This window comes from Streptomyces sp. NPDC048248, assembly GCF_043201875.1.
GTDB lineage: Bacteria > Actinomycetota > Actinomycetes > Streptomycetales > Streptomycetaceae > Streptomyces.
Window position 1 is genome coordinate 44,861 of the sequence record NZ_JBICZL010000002.1, and the last position, 15,883, is coordinate 60,743.

General features: G+C 73.2%; 13 protein-coding genes. 5 read left to right on the top strand and 8 right to left on the bottom strand.

Annotated elements, in window-relative coordinates; genetic code table 11:
* Positions 1-48: 48 nt before the first annotated feature.
* Both ACGFZW_RS03480 and ACGFZW_RS03485 read right to left on the bottom strand, forming a co-directional pair.
* Positions 49-996 carry a hypothetical protein gene (locus ACGFZW_RS03480; RefSeq protein ID WP_393891335.1) on the bottom strand — a complete coding sequence of 316 codons (948 nt, stop codon included), beginning with the start codon at positions 994-996 and terminating at the stop codon, positions 49-51.
* Between the two features lie 473 nt (positions 997-1,469).
* Positions 1,470-1,988 (bottom strand): lytic polysaccharide monooxygenase auxiliary activity family 9 protein, encoded by a 519-nt coding sequence (locus ACGFZW_RS03485; RefSeq protein ID WP_393891336.1) that lies wholly within the window; start codon positions 1,986-1,988, stop codon positions 1,470-1,472.
* Positions 1,989-2,404: 416 nt separating this feature from the next.
* On the opposite strand from ACGFZW_RS03485, the gene ACGFZW_RS03490 reads away from it, so the two are divergent.
* From ACGFZW_RS03490 to ACGFZW_RS03500, 3 genes are read left to right on the top strand one after another with little or no spacing between them, the layout of a single operon-like run.
* The gene (locus ACGFZW_RS03490; protein ID WP_393891337.1) at positions 2,405-3,649 is read left to right on the top strand and encodes a lycopene cyclase family protein; all 1,245 of its coding nucleotides are present in this window, start codon (positions 2,405-2,407) and stop codon (positions 3,647-3,649) included.
* On the top strand, positions 3,646-4,374 hold the full coding sequence (locus tag ACGFZW_RS03495; RefSeq protein ID WP_393891338.1) for a class I SAM-dependent methyltransferase: 729 nt from the start codon (positions 3,646-3,648) through the stop codon (positions 4,372-4,374). Before ACGFZW_RS03490 ends, ACGFZW_RS03495 begins: the two co-directional genes overlap by 4 nt.
* On the top strand, positions 4,371-5,939 hold the full coding sequence (locus ACGFZW_RS03500; protein WP_393891339.1) for an FAD-dependent oxidoreductase: 1,569 nt from the start codon (positions 4,371-4,373) through the stop codon (positions 5,937-5,939). Before ACGFZW_RS03495 ends, ACGFZW_RS03500 begins: the two co-directional genes overlap by 4 nt.
* A gap of 27 nt (positions 5,940-5,966) precedes the next feature.
* Here ACGFZW_RS03500 and ACGFZW_RS03505 read toward each other — a convergent pair whose 3' ends face one another.
* From ACGFZW_RS03505 to ACGFZW_RS03525, 5 genes are all read right to left on the bottom strand, one after another.
* Positions 5,967-6,977 carry a DUF5914 domain-containing protein gene (locus ACGFZW_RS03505; RefSeq protein WP_393891340.1) on the bottom strand — a complete coding sequence of 337 codons (1,011 nt, stop codon included), beginning with the start codon at positions 6,975-6,977 and terminating at the stop codon, positions 5,967-5,969.
* Positions 6,974-7,975: a phytoene/squalene synthase family protein gene (locus ACGFZW_RS03510; RefSeq protein WP_393891341.1), complete on the bottom strand. Its 1,002-nt coding sequence runs from the start codon at positions 7,973-7,975 to the stop codon at positions 6,974-6,976. Before ACGFZW_RS03510 ends, ACGFZW_RS03505 begins: the two co-directional genes overlap by 4 nt.
* Positions 7,972-9,507: a phytoene desaturase gene (locus ACGFZW_RS03515; protein ID WP_393891342.1), complete on the bottom strand. Its 1,536-nt coding sequence runs from the start codon at positions 9,505-9,507 to the stop codon at positions 7,972-7,974. Before ACGFZW_RS03515 ends, ACGFZW_RS03510 begins: the two co-directional genes overlap by 4 nt.
* Positions 9,504-10,835 carry a polyprenyl synthetase family protein gene (locus tag ACGFZW_RS03520; protein WP_393891343.1) on the bottom strand — a complete coding sequence of 444 codons (1,332 nt, stop codon included), beginning with the start codon at positions 10,833-10,835 and terminating at the stop codon, positions 9,504-9,506. The genes ACGFZW_RS03515 and ACGFZW_RS03520 overlap by 4 nt, the downstream gene beginning before the upstream one ends.
* Positions 10,836-11,326: 491 nt before the next feature.
* Positions 11,327-11,815 (bottom strand): Asp23/Gls24 family envelope stress response protein, encoded by a 489-nt coding sequence (locus tag ACGFZW_RS03525; RefSeq protein WP_393891344.1) that lies wholly within the window; start codon positions 11,813-11,815, stop codon positions 11,327-11,329.
* Positions 11,816-12,343: 528 nt separating this feature from the next.
* Here ACGFZW_RS03525 and ACGFZW_RS03530 point away from each other — a divergent pair.
* Entirely contained in the window at positions 12,344-14,566 is a 2,223-nt protein-coding gene (locus ACGFZW_RS03530; protein ID WP_393891345.1) for an FUSC family protein, read from the top strand.
* 161 nt (positions 14,567-14,727) lie between these two features.
* Here ACGFZW_RS03530 and ACGFZW_RS03535 read toward each other — a convergent pair whose 3' ends face one another.
* Positions 14,728-14,991, bottom strand: coding sequence for a UBP-type zinc finger domain-containing protein (locus ACGFZW_RS03535; RefSeq protein ID WP_393891346.1), 264 nt, complete (start codon positions 14,989-14,991; stop codon positions 14,728-14,730).
* Between the two features lie 270 nt (positions 14,992-15,261).
* Here ACGFZW_RS03535 and ACGFZW_RS03540 point away from each other — a divergent pair, with 270 nt between their 5' ends.
* Positions 15,262-15,882: an L-threonylcarbamoyladenylate synthase gene (locus ACGFZW_RS03540; protein ID WP_393891347.1), complete on the top strand. Its 621-nt coding sequence runs from the start codon at positions 15,262-15,264 to the stop codon at positions 15,880-15,882.
* Position 15,883: the final 1 nt, after the last annotated feature.

Consider the following 15,883-nt stretch of genomic DNA (forward strand, 5'->3'; position numbering starts at 1 on the left):
TCCCGGGTCGTGAAGATTTCGCGAAGAGATTTTCACCCGCGCCCCGCTTCAGACGTCGTCTCCCACCAATCGCTCCAGCATGTCCTGGAAGTCGAGGTCGACGACCACGCGCAAGCCCTCACCGTCCGGCTCGCTCAGCGGGGTCATCACACCTCGGCGCCACCAGAAGACGTTGGGACTGATCGCCCCCGCCGCGTCCTCGTGACCGGCCGCAGCGAACTGCGCCATGGCCTGAAGCGCCGGGATGACCTGGGCGTCCTGGATGCGGTGGAACGCCAGCTGGTGCCGGAAGGGCATCGCGACCAGCGCCCCGTCCGGGGTGAGTTCACAGCCCATGATCCGCTGCACCAGTTCGTCGAGCACCAGCACCCGGCTCGCGGTGAAGAAGGAGTCGCCGAGCAGCACCTCGAAGGCCGATCCGTCGCCGCGACGTACCGTCTCGTGCCCCTCGACCGGCAGCGACCGCAAATTGTTCATCGCGCGAATACGCAGTTCGGCGACGTCCCCGAGGTCGGCCAGGGAGTCCTCGCTCAGCATCTGCACCGCCTCGGGCAGATCGAGCGCGAGCACTTCGCGCAGCCCGGGAGCCGGCTGCTTGCCGTACCGGAAGGAGTCGGAGGCGGGCAGCGTCTCCTGGGCGACCACGCGGGGGTAGAGGCAGGCGCGGATCTCGTCCTCGGAGAGGATCTCCAGCGGCTGCGGCCCGTCCATCGTGCGCAGCACCTTGCCGACGTGATCGCGGATCAGGCCGGGCCAGCTGCGTTCGCCGCGCCGGTCGCGGTGGCACACCGCGGCGAGGTTGCCGAGGCCGAACTGGCGGCCCGCGGAGTCCGTGACGACTCCCGCGTAGGCGGTGACTTCGAGTCCCTGCTCGGCGAAGGCCTGCCGGACCTGTGATCTGAAGACGCCGCCCTCACGCTCGGAGAAGAAGGTGAATTCCTCATCGCGTGCGAGGTCGCGGGAATCCCGCTTGGGTCCTCGGCGGAACAGGCCCATCTCTTCCTCCCGGCGACGGCCTCGGCGACGGCCACGAATGGGGCGATCGTAACGGGTGCGTCCGACGCGATCGGCGCGCTCCACCTGGCCGGTGCCGGACCGGGCGCCGGCCGTACACCCGACACGCGGACGCCGCCGGGGAACCGCCGGGCTCGTTCCCCGCCCGCATCCGGCCCCCTCCGCCGCACCGTTGAATACCGCCTACCGTCTCTCCGTACCCGCCCGTTGCTCAGTCCATCCGATCAGTGCGCCGAGACTACCGGTCCGTGACTCCTCAACTCCTTCGCGATCCGGTCGGCTTGCGGGTGTCGGCACGGATCTGGCGGGAGGACCTTGCTGTGGGCGCGGGGCCGGGCGACCGCTCGTCACGGGGTTGCCGGGACGGTGACCCGGGGGCTCGGTCGGGGCTGCCGGGCAGGCTTGACGCCCCGTTGCCCGGGAACGGCAACGGGGCGAGGAGCGGTGTCCGGCGGTCAGCCGCCGATGTTGACGTCGATGCAGGCGTAGAAGGCGTTGGCGGTGTCGGCGATGTTCCAGACCGCCAGGATCTTCTGCTTGCCGGTCGCCCCGCCGAAGTTGACGTTGTGGGAGACCGTCTCCGGCGGCTGCGCGCCGCCGTCGTTGAATTCGGCGACCTTGCGGCCGCCGACGTAGTACTGCCAGGTGCTGGTGGAGTGACGGGCGGTCAGCTTCCAGTTGAAGGTCGCGGACGAGCCGACCGGGGTGACCCGCCACCCCTTGGAGTCATCGTCGAGTTCGGCGAACTGACTGTTGCCGCCGCTGCAGCTCGTCAGCCCCTTGGGGCCCTCGACGCTCTGCGGCTCCCACTTGATCGGGCCGCATTCGATGGTGCCCGCCGCACACTGCGCCTGCCTGCTGGGCGGTGAGGACACATAGCCGTGCGCACTCGCCGGGCTCGCGGGCAAGGTCACGACGAGGAGCGGAGCGATGCCCGCGCCGATGGCGAGCGCCAGCCTTCTTTTCCTGTTCATGTCAACCCTTTCGCGAAGGGAGGCCGCCGCGCGGGAACAGGGGACCTGACGCCACCGATGGGCGCCGAACGTCCGCCTCGGGAAGCCTCGTTGGGGGGTGGATGTGACGCGAAGGTGTTCCTCGGCGACCATCCCGCACCGCTCCCCACCCGGCGCCGACACCGGGCATGAGCGGCCACGAACGATCCGCCAATTGGTCTAGACTTTACCGGTTGATGGCGCACGGTCAAGAGGACGGTCGCTCTCCGCACCGCACCACTCGCGGCACCTGCGGAAGAACACGGCCAATAGGCCGCGAGAGGCAGAACCTCCCCTTCCCGGGCGCCGCCTGCGCCGGTGCGCGTCCGCTCTGCGGAAAGATCGCCGGAGCCGGCCTGGCGTCAGCTGCCCGGGCCGATCGTCCGGGAGGAGGTGCGGTGCGCGACGCGGACATCGTCATCGTGGGAGCGGGTGCGGCAGGTCTGTCGCTCGCGCACCGCCTGTGCACGGCGGCCGCCGGATCCGCGCGCCCCTCCGTCATCCTCGTCGACGCGCCTCACGGTCCGCTCGGACCACCGGAGCGCACCTGGTGCTTCTGGGAAGGGCCCGGCGGCGAGTACGACGCCGCGCTGTCGGCGTCGTGGGAGCAGCTGCGGGTACGGGGCCGGGACGGCGGCTCCTCCGTGGGGTGGCCGGCGCCCCTGCGGTACAAGATGCTCCGATCGAGGGCTTTCGAGACCCTGACCGGGGAGCGGCTGTCGGACGTGGACGGCTTCCGCCGGGTCGAGGCCACGGTACGCAGCGTCCGCGACGCGCCGGGCGGCGCGGAGGTCCACGGGCAGGACGCGGCGGGCAACCCGGTGCGCCTCAGGGCCCGGTGGGCTTTCGACTCCCGCCCGCCGTCTCATCTGCCGCCCGCGCGCACGACGTTGCTCCAGCACTTTCGGGGCTGGTTCCTGCACACCGCCCGCCCGGCATTCGATCCGCGGGTCGCGGACCTGATGGACTTCCGTACCCGGCAGCCCGCGCACGGCCTGTCCTTCGGCTACGTCCTGCCGCTGGGGCCACGGGAAGCGCTGGTGGAACACACCGAGTTCTCGCGGACGGTGAGCGACGACGCCGCCTACGACCGGGCACTGCGCCACTACACCGGTGACGTTCTGGGGCTCGGCGAATTCCGCGTCACGGCCGTGGAACAGGGCGTGATCCCGATGACCGACGCACGCTTCCCCCCTCGCGTGGGCCGCTCGGTGCTGCGGATCGGCACGGCGGGCGGTGCCACCCGCCCCTCGACCGGCTACACGTTCGCAGCAGTACAGCGCCAGACCGCGGCGATCGCGGACGATCTGCTGGCCGGGCGCCCGCCGTCGCCGCCGCCCCCGCACGCGTGGCGGTCCCGAGCGATGGACGCGGTGCTGCTGCGTGCCCTGGACAGCGGGCGGGTGGACGGGGCGGAGTTCTTCACCGGACTGTTCCGCGCCCTGCCGATGGAGCGGATGCTGCGCTTCCTCGACGGCCGGTCCCGGGTGTGGGAGGACCTCCTCGTCGGACTGCACACGCCCATGGCGCCGATGGCGCGTACCGCACTCGAAATCCCGTGGCTGCCCAGACGGCCGTCCCCGGCACGATCCGCGTCCGGCCGTCCGGACCGGCCCTTCGACCAGGAAGAGAGCGTCAGATGACCCTGCTGCGCGATGACGAGCTGTCCGCGGCCTTCGACCATGCCTCCCGTGCCTACGACCGGCTGGTGGCGGTGAATCCCGGCTACCACCACGATCTGCGGCGCTCCGCCCGCCGGCTGCGGCTGCCCGGCCACGGGGCGGGCATGCGCCTGCTCGATCTGGGCTGCGGCACAGGTGCCTCCACCGCCGCGCTGCTCGCCGCGGCTCCCGGTGCCGAGATCGTGGCGGTGGATGCGTCGGCCGGGATGCTGGAGCGGGCGGCCGCCAAGTCCTGGCCGCGCGCGGTGTCGTTCGTGCACGCCACCGTGGAGGAGCTGGGTGCGGCGGGTGTGGCGGGGCCGTTCGACGCCGCGTTCGCGGCGTATCTGTTCCGCAATGTCACCGACCCCGACGGGGCTCTCGCCGCGGTACGCGATCTGCTCGCGCCCGGCGGCAGACTGGCCGTTCACGAGTACTCCCTCGGCGGGAGCGTCGGTCACCGCGCGCTGTGGACGGCGGTGTGTCGCGGCATTGTGATGCCGGCCGGGCGACTCGCCGGGGACGCGGAGCTGTACCGGCATCTGTGGCGCAGTGTCGTCGAGTTCGACACGGCGTCCGAATTCGGCGAGCGGGTGGCCCGCGCCGGGTTCGAGGCCGTGCGGGTGCTGCCCCTGCCGGGGTGGCAGACCGGCATCACCCACACCTTCGTTGCCCGCGCGCCGGGGGCCGCGGAGGGCCGGCGGTGAGCAGCCGCGTGGTCGAGGCGGGGGCCGTGGCTCCGGCCCGCGGCAGGGACCGACGGGCGCGGGTGGTGTGGCCGGCGCCGGGCAGCCGCCGGTTCAACGCCGAAAGCGCGCCCGGCGTGGCGGTGATCGGCGGCGGCATCGCCGGAATCGCCGCGGCCACGGCACTGGCCGAACGCGGCGCGCGCGTCACGCTGTACGAGCGTGAGCAGCAGCTCGGCGGCCGGCTCGCGGGCTGGCCGGTGGAACTCGCGGACGGCTCCCGTACGACCATGAGCCGTGGCTTCCACGCCTTCTTCCGCCAGTACTACAACCTGCGGGGGCTGCTGCGCCGCGCGGACCCGTCGCTCCGGATGCTCACCGCGCTGCCCGACTATCCGTTGCGGCACAGCGGCGGGATGTACGACAGCTTCGCGCGGGTACCCAGGACCCCGCCGTGGAGCGCCCTCGGTTTCGTCGCGCGCAGTCCCGCGTTCGGCTGGCAGGACCTGCTGCGGCTGAATCCGGGGGCGGCGCTGCCGCTGCTCGACGTGCGGGTGCCGGAGGTGTACGAGCGGTTCGACGACCTGAGCGCACGGGAGTTCCTGGCCCGCATCCGTTTCCCGGAGGCCGCTCACCATCTGGCGTTCGAGGTGTTCTCCCGGAGCTTCTTCGCCGATCCTCGGGAACTGTCCGCCGCCGAGCTGGTGTTGATGTTCCACATCTACTTCCTCGGCTCCAGCGAGGGACTGCTCTTCGATGTCCCGGGCGAGCCCTTTCCCCAGGCGCTGTGGGAGCCGCTGGCCCGCTATCTGACCGGGCACGGCACACAGGTGCGTACCGGCGTGGAGGTGGGGAGCGTGCAGCCGGCGGTGGGCGGTGGGCTGGTCGTCGAAGCGGAGGGCCGCACCCGGCACCACGACGCGGTGGTCCTCGCACTGGACACCGGCGGCCTGCGGCAGTTGGCCGGCGCGTCGCCGCGGCTGGGCGACGCGCCGTGGCGCGCCCGCCTGGCACGGCTGCGCAGCGCGCCCCCGTTCCTGGTGTCCCGGCTGTGGCTGGATCGCCCGGTGGCGGCACACCGCCCCGGGTTCCTGGGCACCAGCGGCTACGGGCCGCTGGACAACGTCAGCGTGCTGGAGCGGTGGGAGGGCGACGCCGCCCGCTGGGCCGCGCGCACCGGTGGCTCGGTGGTGGAACTGCACGCCTACGCGGTCGATCCGGGAGCCGACCGCACCGCCGAACAGGACCGCTTGGCAGCGCAGTTGGCGCGCGTGTACCCGGAGACGCGGAAGGCGGGGGTCATCGACGCCCGGCACGAGTGGCGTGCGGACTGCCCGCTGTTCCCCGTCGGCGGCTTCTCCGACCGGCCCACGGTGCGCACACCCGACCCGTCCGTGGTGATGGCGGGCGATCTGGTGCACACGCCGTATCCGGTGGCGCTGATGGAGCGTGCGGCAACCACCGGGTTCCTGGCCGCGAACACCCTGCTGGAACGGTGGGGCGTACGCGGCCAGGTCCTGTGGACGGTCCCGGAGAAGGGCCGCTCCGTGGCGCTGCGGGCCGTGGCCCGACTGGGAGCCGGCTGACTCCGGCCGGCAGGCACGCGGCGCGTATCAGCCCGGGAAGCGGCCGCTGCTGCGCAAGGCCCACCGCCGTTCCGCGTAGGCCAGATCGTCCCGCCACAAGCGCCCGGCGGCCGCCCGCATCAACGGGCGGAGCACGGGCGCGGCGGCTCGGGCAACGGCGAAGCCGGGCCGGTCCGAGGAGGCGACGACCGCCTCGATGACCGCGGTGCGCGGCCTGCCCCGGCCGTCCGGCCCGAGGGGAGTGGCGTGTGTCTCCACCACGGATCCACGCCCCTCCCCCTCGGTGATGTGCATGACGACCGTGCGGGGTTCGGGCGTGGTGAAGACCGCCCGGACCGGCACCACGGCCCGTCCGGCGACCTTGAAGGAGACGTCCAGCACGAAGCCGTCCCGGCCCGCGCCCTCGGCAGGCACGTCCACCACGCTGAGATCGACGAACGAGTACGGGTGGAGCCACGCTCCGTGCCAGGGATCGAGCCGGTTGGCGACCACGTCCTGCGGTTCGCACACGCCGGTGCCGGTGTAGACCGCGGCGACGGCTCCTGCGGGGTGCGGACGCTCGGGGAGGACCGGCCGTTCCAGGGGCTCCTCCGCCCCCGCCTCGTCCAGGCGCACCCAGGCCAGCACGCCGTCGTCGTACGCCGGGAAGGGCTCCCAGCCCGCGAACGGCGCGCCGTCCAGGGCGAGTCCGTGCCAGTGGCAGATGAGGGTGCCGCAGCGCACCGGGCTGTCCTTGAGCGGCGCGCCCAGATGAGGACAGGCCCCCGGTCCCGCGACCAGCCGCCCTCCCGCGTCACGCCAGAGCACCACTTCCGTGCCGGCGACGGTACGGCCGAAGGGACGGCCCTGCTTGATGTCGCGCGCGGCGCAGACCACGTACCAGTTCCCGGAAGGACGGGCCGTCGCACGCTTCAGGGCGGCGGCGATCAGGCCGGGCTTGGCGTCCTGCCAGGTGGGCTGCTGCCGCTCCCACGGAACGGGACGACGACGCAGCCGCAGGGGATAACGCCCCCGCCACGTGCGGTCCGCGCCGCTCATGCCGCCTCCTCGTGGATGCGCCCGGGAGCGGGCATCCGGTGCGCCGGGGCCGGCCGGGGAAAGCCTGCCGCGCGCAGGCGGGCGGCGGCGACGCGCGTCAGCCCGTCGAGTGCCACGGCGAGGCGGCGCCGGCGGGGCACGGCCGCGCGGCGGTGCAGTACGGCGTAGCCGTCGTCGCGTACGGCGTCGAGGATGCCGCCGTAGAGGACGAACGCGGTACGGATGCAGGGGCGGGAGACCGGGTCGAGTATTGCCAGGCCGGGGGCCGCCTCGCGGTAGACGCCGCGGGTGAGGTCGGCGGCGGCTTCGAGGGCGGCGGTGATGCGCCGGTCCCGGGCGCCCGTCGCCCGGCTCCAGTGCAGGAGTTCGCGGTCGGCGCCGTGGGCGGCGAGCAGGTCCGCCGGCAGGTAGACCCGGCCGCGGTCGAGGTCTTCGCCGACGTCCCGCAGGAAGTTGGTGAGCTGGAAGGCGACACCGAGGGCGGCCGCGTGCGGCGCCGCTTCCTCGCGGGGGACGACGGTGCCGAGGACCGGCAGCATCTGGAGGCCGATCACCGCGGCCGACCCGTGCATGTAACGGCTCAGGTCCTCGAAGGTCGGATAGTCCGTCACCTCCAGGTCGCTGCGCATGGACGCCATGAAGTCCGCGAAGTGGCGGTGGTCGATGCCGTACACGCGTGCGGTGTGGGCCAGTGCCCTGACCACCGGCTCGACGCTGTCTCCGTGGTGCAGCCCGGACTCCAGCCGCCGTTGCAGGGCGGCGAGGGCACGGCCGCGTTCCGCGGTGGTCGCGTCGCTGTCGAGGTCGTCGACGATGTCGTCGGCCCAGCGCGCGAACCCGTAGAGGGCGTGCACCGCGGGGCGCCGCGCGACGGGGAGCAGCCGGGTGGCGAGGAAGTAGGTCTTGCCGTGCCGGGCGTTGAGGCGACGGCACTGCACGTAGGCGGCGCGCAGTGCCGGATCGGTGATGCCCGCTGCGTCCAGTTCGCGGTCGGTCACGCCGGGACACCTTTCGCCGCCGGCCGTGGTGCTCGGGACGCGACGCGTCGGGGCCGGGGGCCGGTGACGCGGGCGGCGGCGAGCTTGCCGGAGAGGAGGACCGTCGGCACGCCGACGCCCGGGGTGGTGCCGCAGCCCGCGAGCACGGCGTTCTCGGTGCCGTTCACCAGATTGCGCGGGCGGAAGGGGCCGGTCTGCGCGAAGGTGTGCGCGGTGGCGAACGGGCTGCCGGCGGCGTGCCCTGCCGCGGTCCAGTCCGCCGGGGTGACCAGGCACTCCTCCTCGATGGCTGAGCTGAAGCCGTCGAGGCCGCGGCGGTCGAGCGTCGTGAGCAGCCGGTCCCGGTAGCGGGGCGCGAGGTCCCGCCACTCGCGGGCGCCCGGTCCGATGTCGGTGTTGGGGCAGGGGGCCAGGATGTAGTGCAGGTGTCGGCCGGGCGGCGCGAGCCCCGGGTCGGTGGTCGTGGGGCGGGTGATGAGCAGCGAAGGGTCCGTCATCAGGCGCCCGGAACGCGTCAGTTCGTGGAACGTGCTTCGCCAAGCGGCGCCGAACGAGAGGGTGTGGTGGGCCAGTTGGGGCCAGGTACGGTCGGTTCCGGCGTGCAGGACCACCGCTGACGGCGAGTGCCGCAGCGCGAGGGGGCGACGCGGCTGCCGTCCTAGGAGGCCGTAGCTGACCGGCAGGTCCGGGGTGAGGACCACCGCGTCGCACGGCAGGCGTTCCTGGTCGGTGATGACGGCGGTGATCCGGTCGCCGGTGCGCTCCAGCCGGGTGACGTGCCGGCCGAAGCGGAAGTCGGCGCCCGCGTCGGCGGCGGCGTCCGCCATGGCCTGCGGGAGCGCGTGCATGCCGCCGCGGGGGAAGTACACCCCGGCGACCGTGTCCATGTAGGCGATGACGGCGTAAGCGGCGAGGGCGCGGGCGGGCGGCACGCCGGCGTAGAGGGCCTGGAAGGTGAAGACTCGGCGCAGCCGTTCGTCGGGGAGGAACCGGCCGACGCGGGCGTCGAGGCGGCCGAAGCCCCCGAGGACCGCGAGCCGGGCGAGGTCGGGGTGGAGCAGTTGGAACGGCGAGTCGAAGTTGGCGTCGATGAAGCGGCGCATCTGCACGCGGTGCAGCTTCTCCAGCCACTCGCGCAGCCGCCGGTAGCCGGCCGCGGCGGCGGGCCCGGCGAACCGCTCGACCTCGGCCTCCATCGCCTCGGCGTCGGTGTGCACGTCCAGCTGGGTGCCGTCGGCGAACCGGGCGCGGTAGGCGGGGTGCAGGGCGATGAGTTCCATGCGGTCGGCGAGCCGTTCGCCGACCGCAGCGAAGGCCTCCTCGACGAGGTCCGGCATGGTGAGCACGGTCGGCCCCGCGTCCATGCGGTAGCCGTTGCGTTCGATGCGGCCCGCACGGCCGCCGGGCAGTGCGTCGCGCTCGACGACGGTCACCCGGCGCCCGGCACCGAGCAGATGCAGGGCGGCCGACAGCCCGGCGAGCCCGGCCCCGACGACCACGACGTGGTCCGTGGGCCCGCTGAGTACCTTCATCGGCTGCCTCCTCCGGCGGTGCGGGGGACGGTCGTTTCCTCGCCGGAGCCCTCACCGCCAGGGCCGCACGGCCGGGCCGCGGCCCGCTCACCGGCGATGGCGCGCACCAAGTCGCGCAGGCGGCCGCCCGCTCCGGGCTCCACGCCCGCCTCGTCCAGGTGGCGCGCGCTCTCCGCGGCGAGCCGGCCGATCTCGGCTTCGACGGCGGCACGCGCTCCGGTCGCGACGAGCACTTCGCGCACCCGGTCCACGTCGTCGTCCGACAGACCGGCGTCTCCGAGGGAGCGGTCGAGCAGCGCCCCTGCCGCCTCGTCCCCGGCGTCCTCGGCGCGTGCCCGGGCGACGGCGACGAGGTAGGTCAGCTTGCCTTCCCGGATGTCGTCGCCGGACGGTTTGCCGGTGCGGTCCGGATCGCCGAAGACCCCGAGCAGATCGTCGCCGAGCTGGAAGGCGATCCCCGCGCAGCGGCCCGCGGCGCCCAGGGCGCGACCGGTGCTCTCATCGGCCCCTGCCAGGGCGGCTCCGAGAGTCAGCGGTCGCTCGACGGAGTACCGCCCGCTCTTCAAGGACGCGGTGCGGATCGCCTGCTCCCGCGAACGGGAGCGGGTGACCTGGTTGTGCAGATCGAGGTACTGGCCGGCGACCATCTCCGTGCGCATGGCCCGCCAGATCCCGTCCACCCGGCGGCGCGGTGCAGGCGCCAGGTCGGTCTCGGTGACGGTGTCGTCGGCCCAGGCGAGCGCGAGGTCCCCGGCGAGAATGGCGGCCGCCCTACCGAACGGCTCCGTGGCGCCGTCACCGCTCCCGGCACCGTATTGCGCCGTCAGGTCTGCGTGCACGGCCGGCCGGCCACGGCGCAGTGGGGAGCCGTCCATGACGTCGTCGTGCACCAGGGCGCAGGTCTGGACGAGTTCCAGCCCGGCGGCGATCCGCAGGGCGGCCGTCACCTCCACCGCGGTGGTGCCGCCGGCGCATGCCCGCAACCCCCACCACAGGAACTGCGAGCGCGTACGTTTCCCGCCGCTCAGGGTGAAGCGGGCGACCCGCTCGACGAGGTCCGCCGCGAAGGTGTGATCGATCCCCACCGCGTCGGCGGCCCGCTCGCGCAGTACGGCGGCAAGGACCACGTCGACCGCGCCCGGCACGTCGGCGTCCACCGCATCGGCATCCAAGGTGTCGCAGGCACCGGGTGCGCCGGTGCCTGCGGAGCCCGGCCCGCGCGACGGGCCGGACGGAGCCGTACCGGGGCCGGGAGGAGCCGCGCCGAAGCCGGACCGCTCAGCCGCACTGCACAGGGAAGCGAGGGACTCGTTCGCCCGGGTGCGCATCGCACGTCCTCTCCTGGCGTCGATCTCTCATGGCGTCGATCGAATGAGGTCGCAGATGTTCCCGGCTCGGCGCGCCATCGGAAAATGCGGTGAACGGCGCCGTGCCGTGGGCCCCGAGCCGGCGCGGTCACCGCCGGTTCAGTCCATCACGGCCCTTCCCGCCCGTTTCGGCGCCACGGCCGGGAGGCCGCCCGTTCGGCGGAGGAGACAGCCCGCCTCCGCACGCCTGGTGACCTCTGCTCAGGTGACACGGCGCCAGGACCCGTTCCATACAGGTCTGCTGGGGCGCCGTCGAAGCACAGGGCCCCGCGGCACGACCCGAACGCACGTCACCCACAGCGGCACCCATGCCGACGGGATCTCCGCTGCGGGCGGCGGCACCAGCGAGCACAGCAGCCCATCCCCCGCTCGGAGAGCCGCCGTTCGGCCTCCACGAGGTGCACTCCCCGGAGCCGCTTGCCCTTCGGATGCGGCGAGCAAGGTCTCCCCGCTCAGCGCACGCGTCCCCGTGTCTGCCCCTCTTCCTCCTCGTCCTCCTCGTCCGGCAGATGGATGTCATCGACGGCGATGTTCACCTCGACGACTTCCAGGCCCGCCATGCGCTCCACCGCGGCGATGACGTTCTCGCGGGTCTCGGCGGCGATCTCGGCGATGGGTGTGCCGTACTCGACGACCACGTCGAGGTCGACGGCGGTCTGGCGCTCACCGACCTCCACATTCACCCCGCGGGTCACCTGCCCGCCTCGGCCCGGTACCCGGTCGCGTACGGCCCCCATGGTGCGGGCGAGTCCGCCGCCCAGTGCGTGGATGCCCGGCACCTCCCGTGCCGCGGTACCGACGATCTTCGCCACCACGCCGTCGGCGAGGGTGGTCTTCCCCCGGCTCCCCGGCGGCGTGCCGGGCCCGGTCTCGCCGGACTGCAACGTCGCCTCTCCCTTTCGTCCGGCACCGGACGAGCTGCTTCTGGTCTGCTCCGCCATGGGCGGCCACCTCCTCGACAAGACCGGGGCCCACCGGATCCGAGAGCACAGGGAACACGGTGAATGCACCCGTTCCCTCCAGTTTCCTGCGACCTGCCACGCGCGGCGACCGCACCGCTGTGAACAGGCATCGCGCTCGCTGAGCCGTCGGTTTGCCCCGTACGGACGGCAGGGCTGCGGGTCTGCGTGGCGCATTGCCGCCCCATCGGCTCGTCCCCGCCGATGAGGGCGACAGCGGACGTGGCCACCGGCGGCGAGGGGCCTTCGCGCTGTGTGTCTGCCTCCCGAGCCGGCGGTGCCCCGGGAGGCATCACTCCGCGCCCGAGGAGGCTCCCCCGGGCTCTCGCCGGACGCGATGGCCGGACGGTGCTCCGGGCCGGAGGAACGACGCGGCCGAGGGGCACGGAATGGCCACGCCGCCGCGGAACGGGGCTGCCTGATGCTGCATCAGACAACGCGGGGCCGACTCCGGCGCTCCCCGGTGCGGCTCCTGCGGACAGCGCCCGCTTCCGTCCTAAGCTCGGCCGGGTGACGTGGCTGCGGGCGCTGAGGGAGATCGTGCGCTCCGGGCTGACGATCGAGCGGACGCGGCTCGAACCCCTGGTCGCGCTGCGCGCGGCGGCCGGCGTGGCGATCGTGATCGGCCTCGCGCTGTCGCTGGTCTCCCCGGCGTTCGCCGCGTCCGCCGCGTTCGGCGCCTTCTCCGCAGGCACCGCCACCTTCCAGCGGAGCTGGCGCCCGCGAAAGGTCGTGGCGCTCGCCGCCGGTGCCGGGCTGGCTCTCAGTACCTTCCTCGGCTATCTCGCGGCGGCGTACACCCTGCCGTTCCTGCTGCTGCTCGCCCTCTGGGCCTTCCTCGCCGGGATGGCATGGTCCGTCGGTCCGACCGCCGGGATCGTGGCCGCGACGACGGTGGCCATGATGCTGGTGACGGTCACCCTGCCCACGAGCGTGGCCGACGCGCTGGAGCACGCCGCGGTCATCGCGTTCGGCGGAGCGGTGCAGGCGACGCTCATCCTCCTGTTCCCGATCCGCAGATGGGGCGAGCACCGCGACGCGCTCGCCGACGCCTTCGCCGCGGTGGCGGACTACGCCAGGCGGCTTCGCCACGACCCGGTGGCGCCGTTCGACCCGGAGCCGATGATGACGGCCCGCAGCGCCGCCACCGTCACGCCGTCGCAGGCACGCAGACGGCCTGCCGCGCTGCACGGCCCCCGGGGTCTGGCCGAGCGCATCCGACCGGTTCTGGCCTCCCTCGCCGACCCCCGGGTGGGAGCCCCGGAGGAAGGGCCGGGGCGTGACCGGGCCCGGGAAGTACTGAACTCGGCCGCGGGCATTCTGGACGGCGCGGCCCGCTCGATCCGTCGCGACGGCCCGGTCCGGATGCCCGCGGAGGGCGTACGCGTCACGGAGGACGATCCGCTGGAGGGGCCGGCGCGGCAGGCCGCGGTCCGGCTGGCCGGTCAGCTCGACGAGGTCGCGGAGATCGCCGGCAGTGGACGGACCCACGACACGTCCGACGGGTCCCACGACGCGGCGGCTTCCCCGGCCCTGCTGCGTCCGACGCTGTTCCGGCTGGTACCGGTCATCCTTCGGGCGCTGCGCCGCGAACTCGACCGCGACTCCCCCGTACTGCGGCACGCCGTACGCCTCGCTGCGGTGGCGTCGCTCGGCTACCTGCTCGGCACCGCTCTCCCCCTCGGCCACGGCTACTGGGTGCCCATCACCTCGGTGTTGGTGATGCGGCCGGACTTCCACCAGACCTACTCCCGCGCCGTGGCACGGTTCGCCGGCACCCTGGTGGGCGTGGCGCTGGCCACCGGGGTGGTGCAGCTGGCCCACCCGGACGCTTCGCTCTCGGGGTGCCTGGCCGTGCTGTCCGCCGCGCTGATGTACCTCCTGATGCGCACCGGGTACGCGGTCTCCCAGTCCTTCGCCGCGGCGTATGTGGTCTTCCTGCTCGGGATGGGCGGCGCGGAGTGGCACCAGACGGTGCGCGACCGGGTCCTGCTCACCCTGCTCGGCGGTCTGCTCGCGATGGTCGCCTACCTGGTGTTCCCGGCCTGGGAGACTCCGCGGCTGCTGGACCGGCTGGCGGACTGGCTCACCGCGAGCGGGCGGTACGCGGCGGCGGTGGTCGGCAGCTACGCGGATCCCACGGGCCGGCACCGCAAGGACGTGCGCCGGGCGCTGCTGGCCGCCCGCGAGGACCAAACCGCGTGGGAGGAAGCCTTCGAGCGCGCCAAGCAGGAGCCCGTACGGCACCGTGGCGGGCTCACGCGCGAGGCGGCCCAGGAGGCCCAGGATGCGCTCACGGCACTGGGGCGTGCGGCGATGCTCCTGGAGGCGCATCTGCCGGAACGCGAAGCGCGGCCCGTCCCGGAGGCCGAGGAGTTCGCCGCATCGCTCCAGGCGGACATCGAGCGCGGGGCACGGGATCTGCGAGGGTGGCGGGCCCCGGTGTGGGGCAGGACCGAGAAGGCTCTCGACGCCTGGGAGAGAGCCGGCTCCGGCATGGATCCGGTGGTGCGACGCGGAGCGGAGCTCCTGCTGCGGGCGCTGCAGGATCTGACGGCCGCCATGGACACCTCGCCGCTGGAGCGGGACATCGAGTCCTCGCGGCAGGAGCGGCACGCGCGTGCGGAACGGGAAGCGCAGCCTGCGGAAGGCCCGTCGGGAACGAGCGGCGAGGAGGGTGCGCGGCGGGGTCGGGGTACCGGTCCGCCCGCGCCGCCCACGGAAGCCGACTGAACCGCCCGGCAGGTCAGGACGCACACGACGCGCACCTCATGTCGCGGCAGACACTGGCGATCTGATTCGCCGTCATCAGGGGCCGGGGGAAGGACGTCGGTTACGGGGCCGAACTCTCGCGGGTCGCCTCCCGCGGTCTGCGGCGTCGGCGTCGGCGTCCCTCAGACGATCGCTTCGTCGATGTAGCACCAGCGCCAGTCCTCACCCGGCTCCAAGGACTGCACGATCGGGTGGCCGTCATCATTGGCGTGCTGACTGGCGTGCTTGAGCGGCGACGAGTCGCAGCAGCCCACGTGCCCGCAGGTCAGGCACAGTCGCAGATGCACCCAGGGAGAGCCGAGGCGCAGGCACTCCTCGCAGCCCTCGGGGGTCCGCGGCGTCACCGGCTTCACCATCGCGAGGTGCGGGTCGGATTGAGTCGACATGGCGATTGCCCTTCCGTTTCCGACGCCGTCGGTGGGCGTCGTTCGACGACGTCCACGCGGAGCACCTCGCCGCCGTCGAGCAGGGGCGGAGCCGGCACGGCCCGGACCTGAAACCCCTGCGCCAGGGCGGGAGCACGGTCGACATCGACCTTGACCAACGTAACCCCCGTCCGGTCGGCGGGCGACCGCTTCCGGTGCCATGCTCCCGTGGGCCGGCGACGCCCGTTCGGGCCACCGATGCGCACGGCCCCGATCACCTAGACTCTGCGGATGGCGAAGTATTTCGACGTGCACCCCGAAAATCCCCAGCGGCGCACCATCAGCACGGTTGCTGAAAGCATCCGCTCCGGCGCGCTCGTCGTGTACCCGACGGACTCCTGCTACGCGCTGGGGTGCCGGCTGGGCAGCCGTGACGGCATCGGCCGGATCCGGTCGATCCGCAACCTCGACGACCGCCACCACTTCACGCTGGTGTGTCAGGACTTCTCGCAGCTGGGGCAGTTCGTGCACATCGACAACGACGTGTTCCGCGCGATCAAGGCAGCGACGCCCGGCCGTTACACCTTCATCCTTCCCGCGACGAAGGAGGTGCCCCGACAGCTGATGCACCCCAAGAAGAAGACGGTGGGAGTCCGGATCCCCGACCACCCCGTCGCCCAGGCGCTGCTCACCGAGCTCGGTGAACCGCTGCTCTCCAGCACCCTGCTCCTGCCCGACGAGGAGGAGCCGATGACCCAGGGCTGGGAGATCAAGGAGCGGCTCGACCACGTCGTGGACTCGGTGGTCGACTCCGGCGACTGCGGCACCGAGCCGACCACGGTCATCGACTTCTCCGGCGACACGCTGGAAATCGTCCGCCGAGGAGCCGGCGACCCCTCGCGCTTCGAGTAGC

Coding starts and splice junctions, on each gene's coding strand:
- ACGFZW_RS03505 (WP_393891340.1), bottom strand. CDS start 6,977: ATGAGCGGCGCGGACCGCACGTGGCGGGGGCGTTATCCCCTGCGGCTG.
- ACGFZW_RS03535 (WP_393891346.1), bottom strand. CDS start 14,991: ATGTCGACTCAATCCGACCCGCACCTCGCGATGGTGAAGCCGGTGACG.
- ACGFZW_RS03540 (WP_393891347.1), top strand. CDS start 15,262: ATGGCGAAGTATTTCGACGTGCACCCCGAAAATCCCCAGCGGCGCACC.
- ACGFZW_RS03520 (WP_393891343.1), bottom strand. CDS start 10,835: ATGCGCACCCGGGCGAACGAGTCCCTCGCTTCCCTGTGCAGTGCGGCT.
- ACGFZW_RS03495 (WP_393891338.1), top strand. CDS start 3,646: ATGACCCTGCTGCGCGATGACGAGCTGTCCGCGGCCTTCGACCATGCC.
- ACGFZW_RS03480 (WP_393891335.1), bottom strand. CDS start 996: ATGGGCCTGTTCCGCCGAGGACCCAAGCGGGATTCCCGCGACCTCGCA.
- ACGFZW_RS03485 (WP_393891336.1), bottom strand. CDS start 1,988: ATGAACAGGAAAAGAAGGCTGGCGCTCGCCATCGGCGCGGGCATCGCT.
- ACGFZW_RS03525 (WP_393891344.1), bottom strand. CDS start 11,815: ATGGCGGAGCAGACCAGAAGCAGCTCGTCCGGTGCCGGACGAAAGGGA.
- ACGFZW_RS03515 (WP_393891342.1), bottom strand. CDS start 9,507: ATGAAGGTACTCAGCGGGCCCACGGACCACGTCGTGGTCGTCGGGGCC.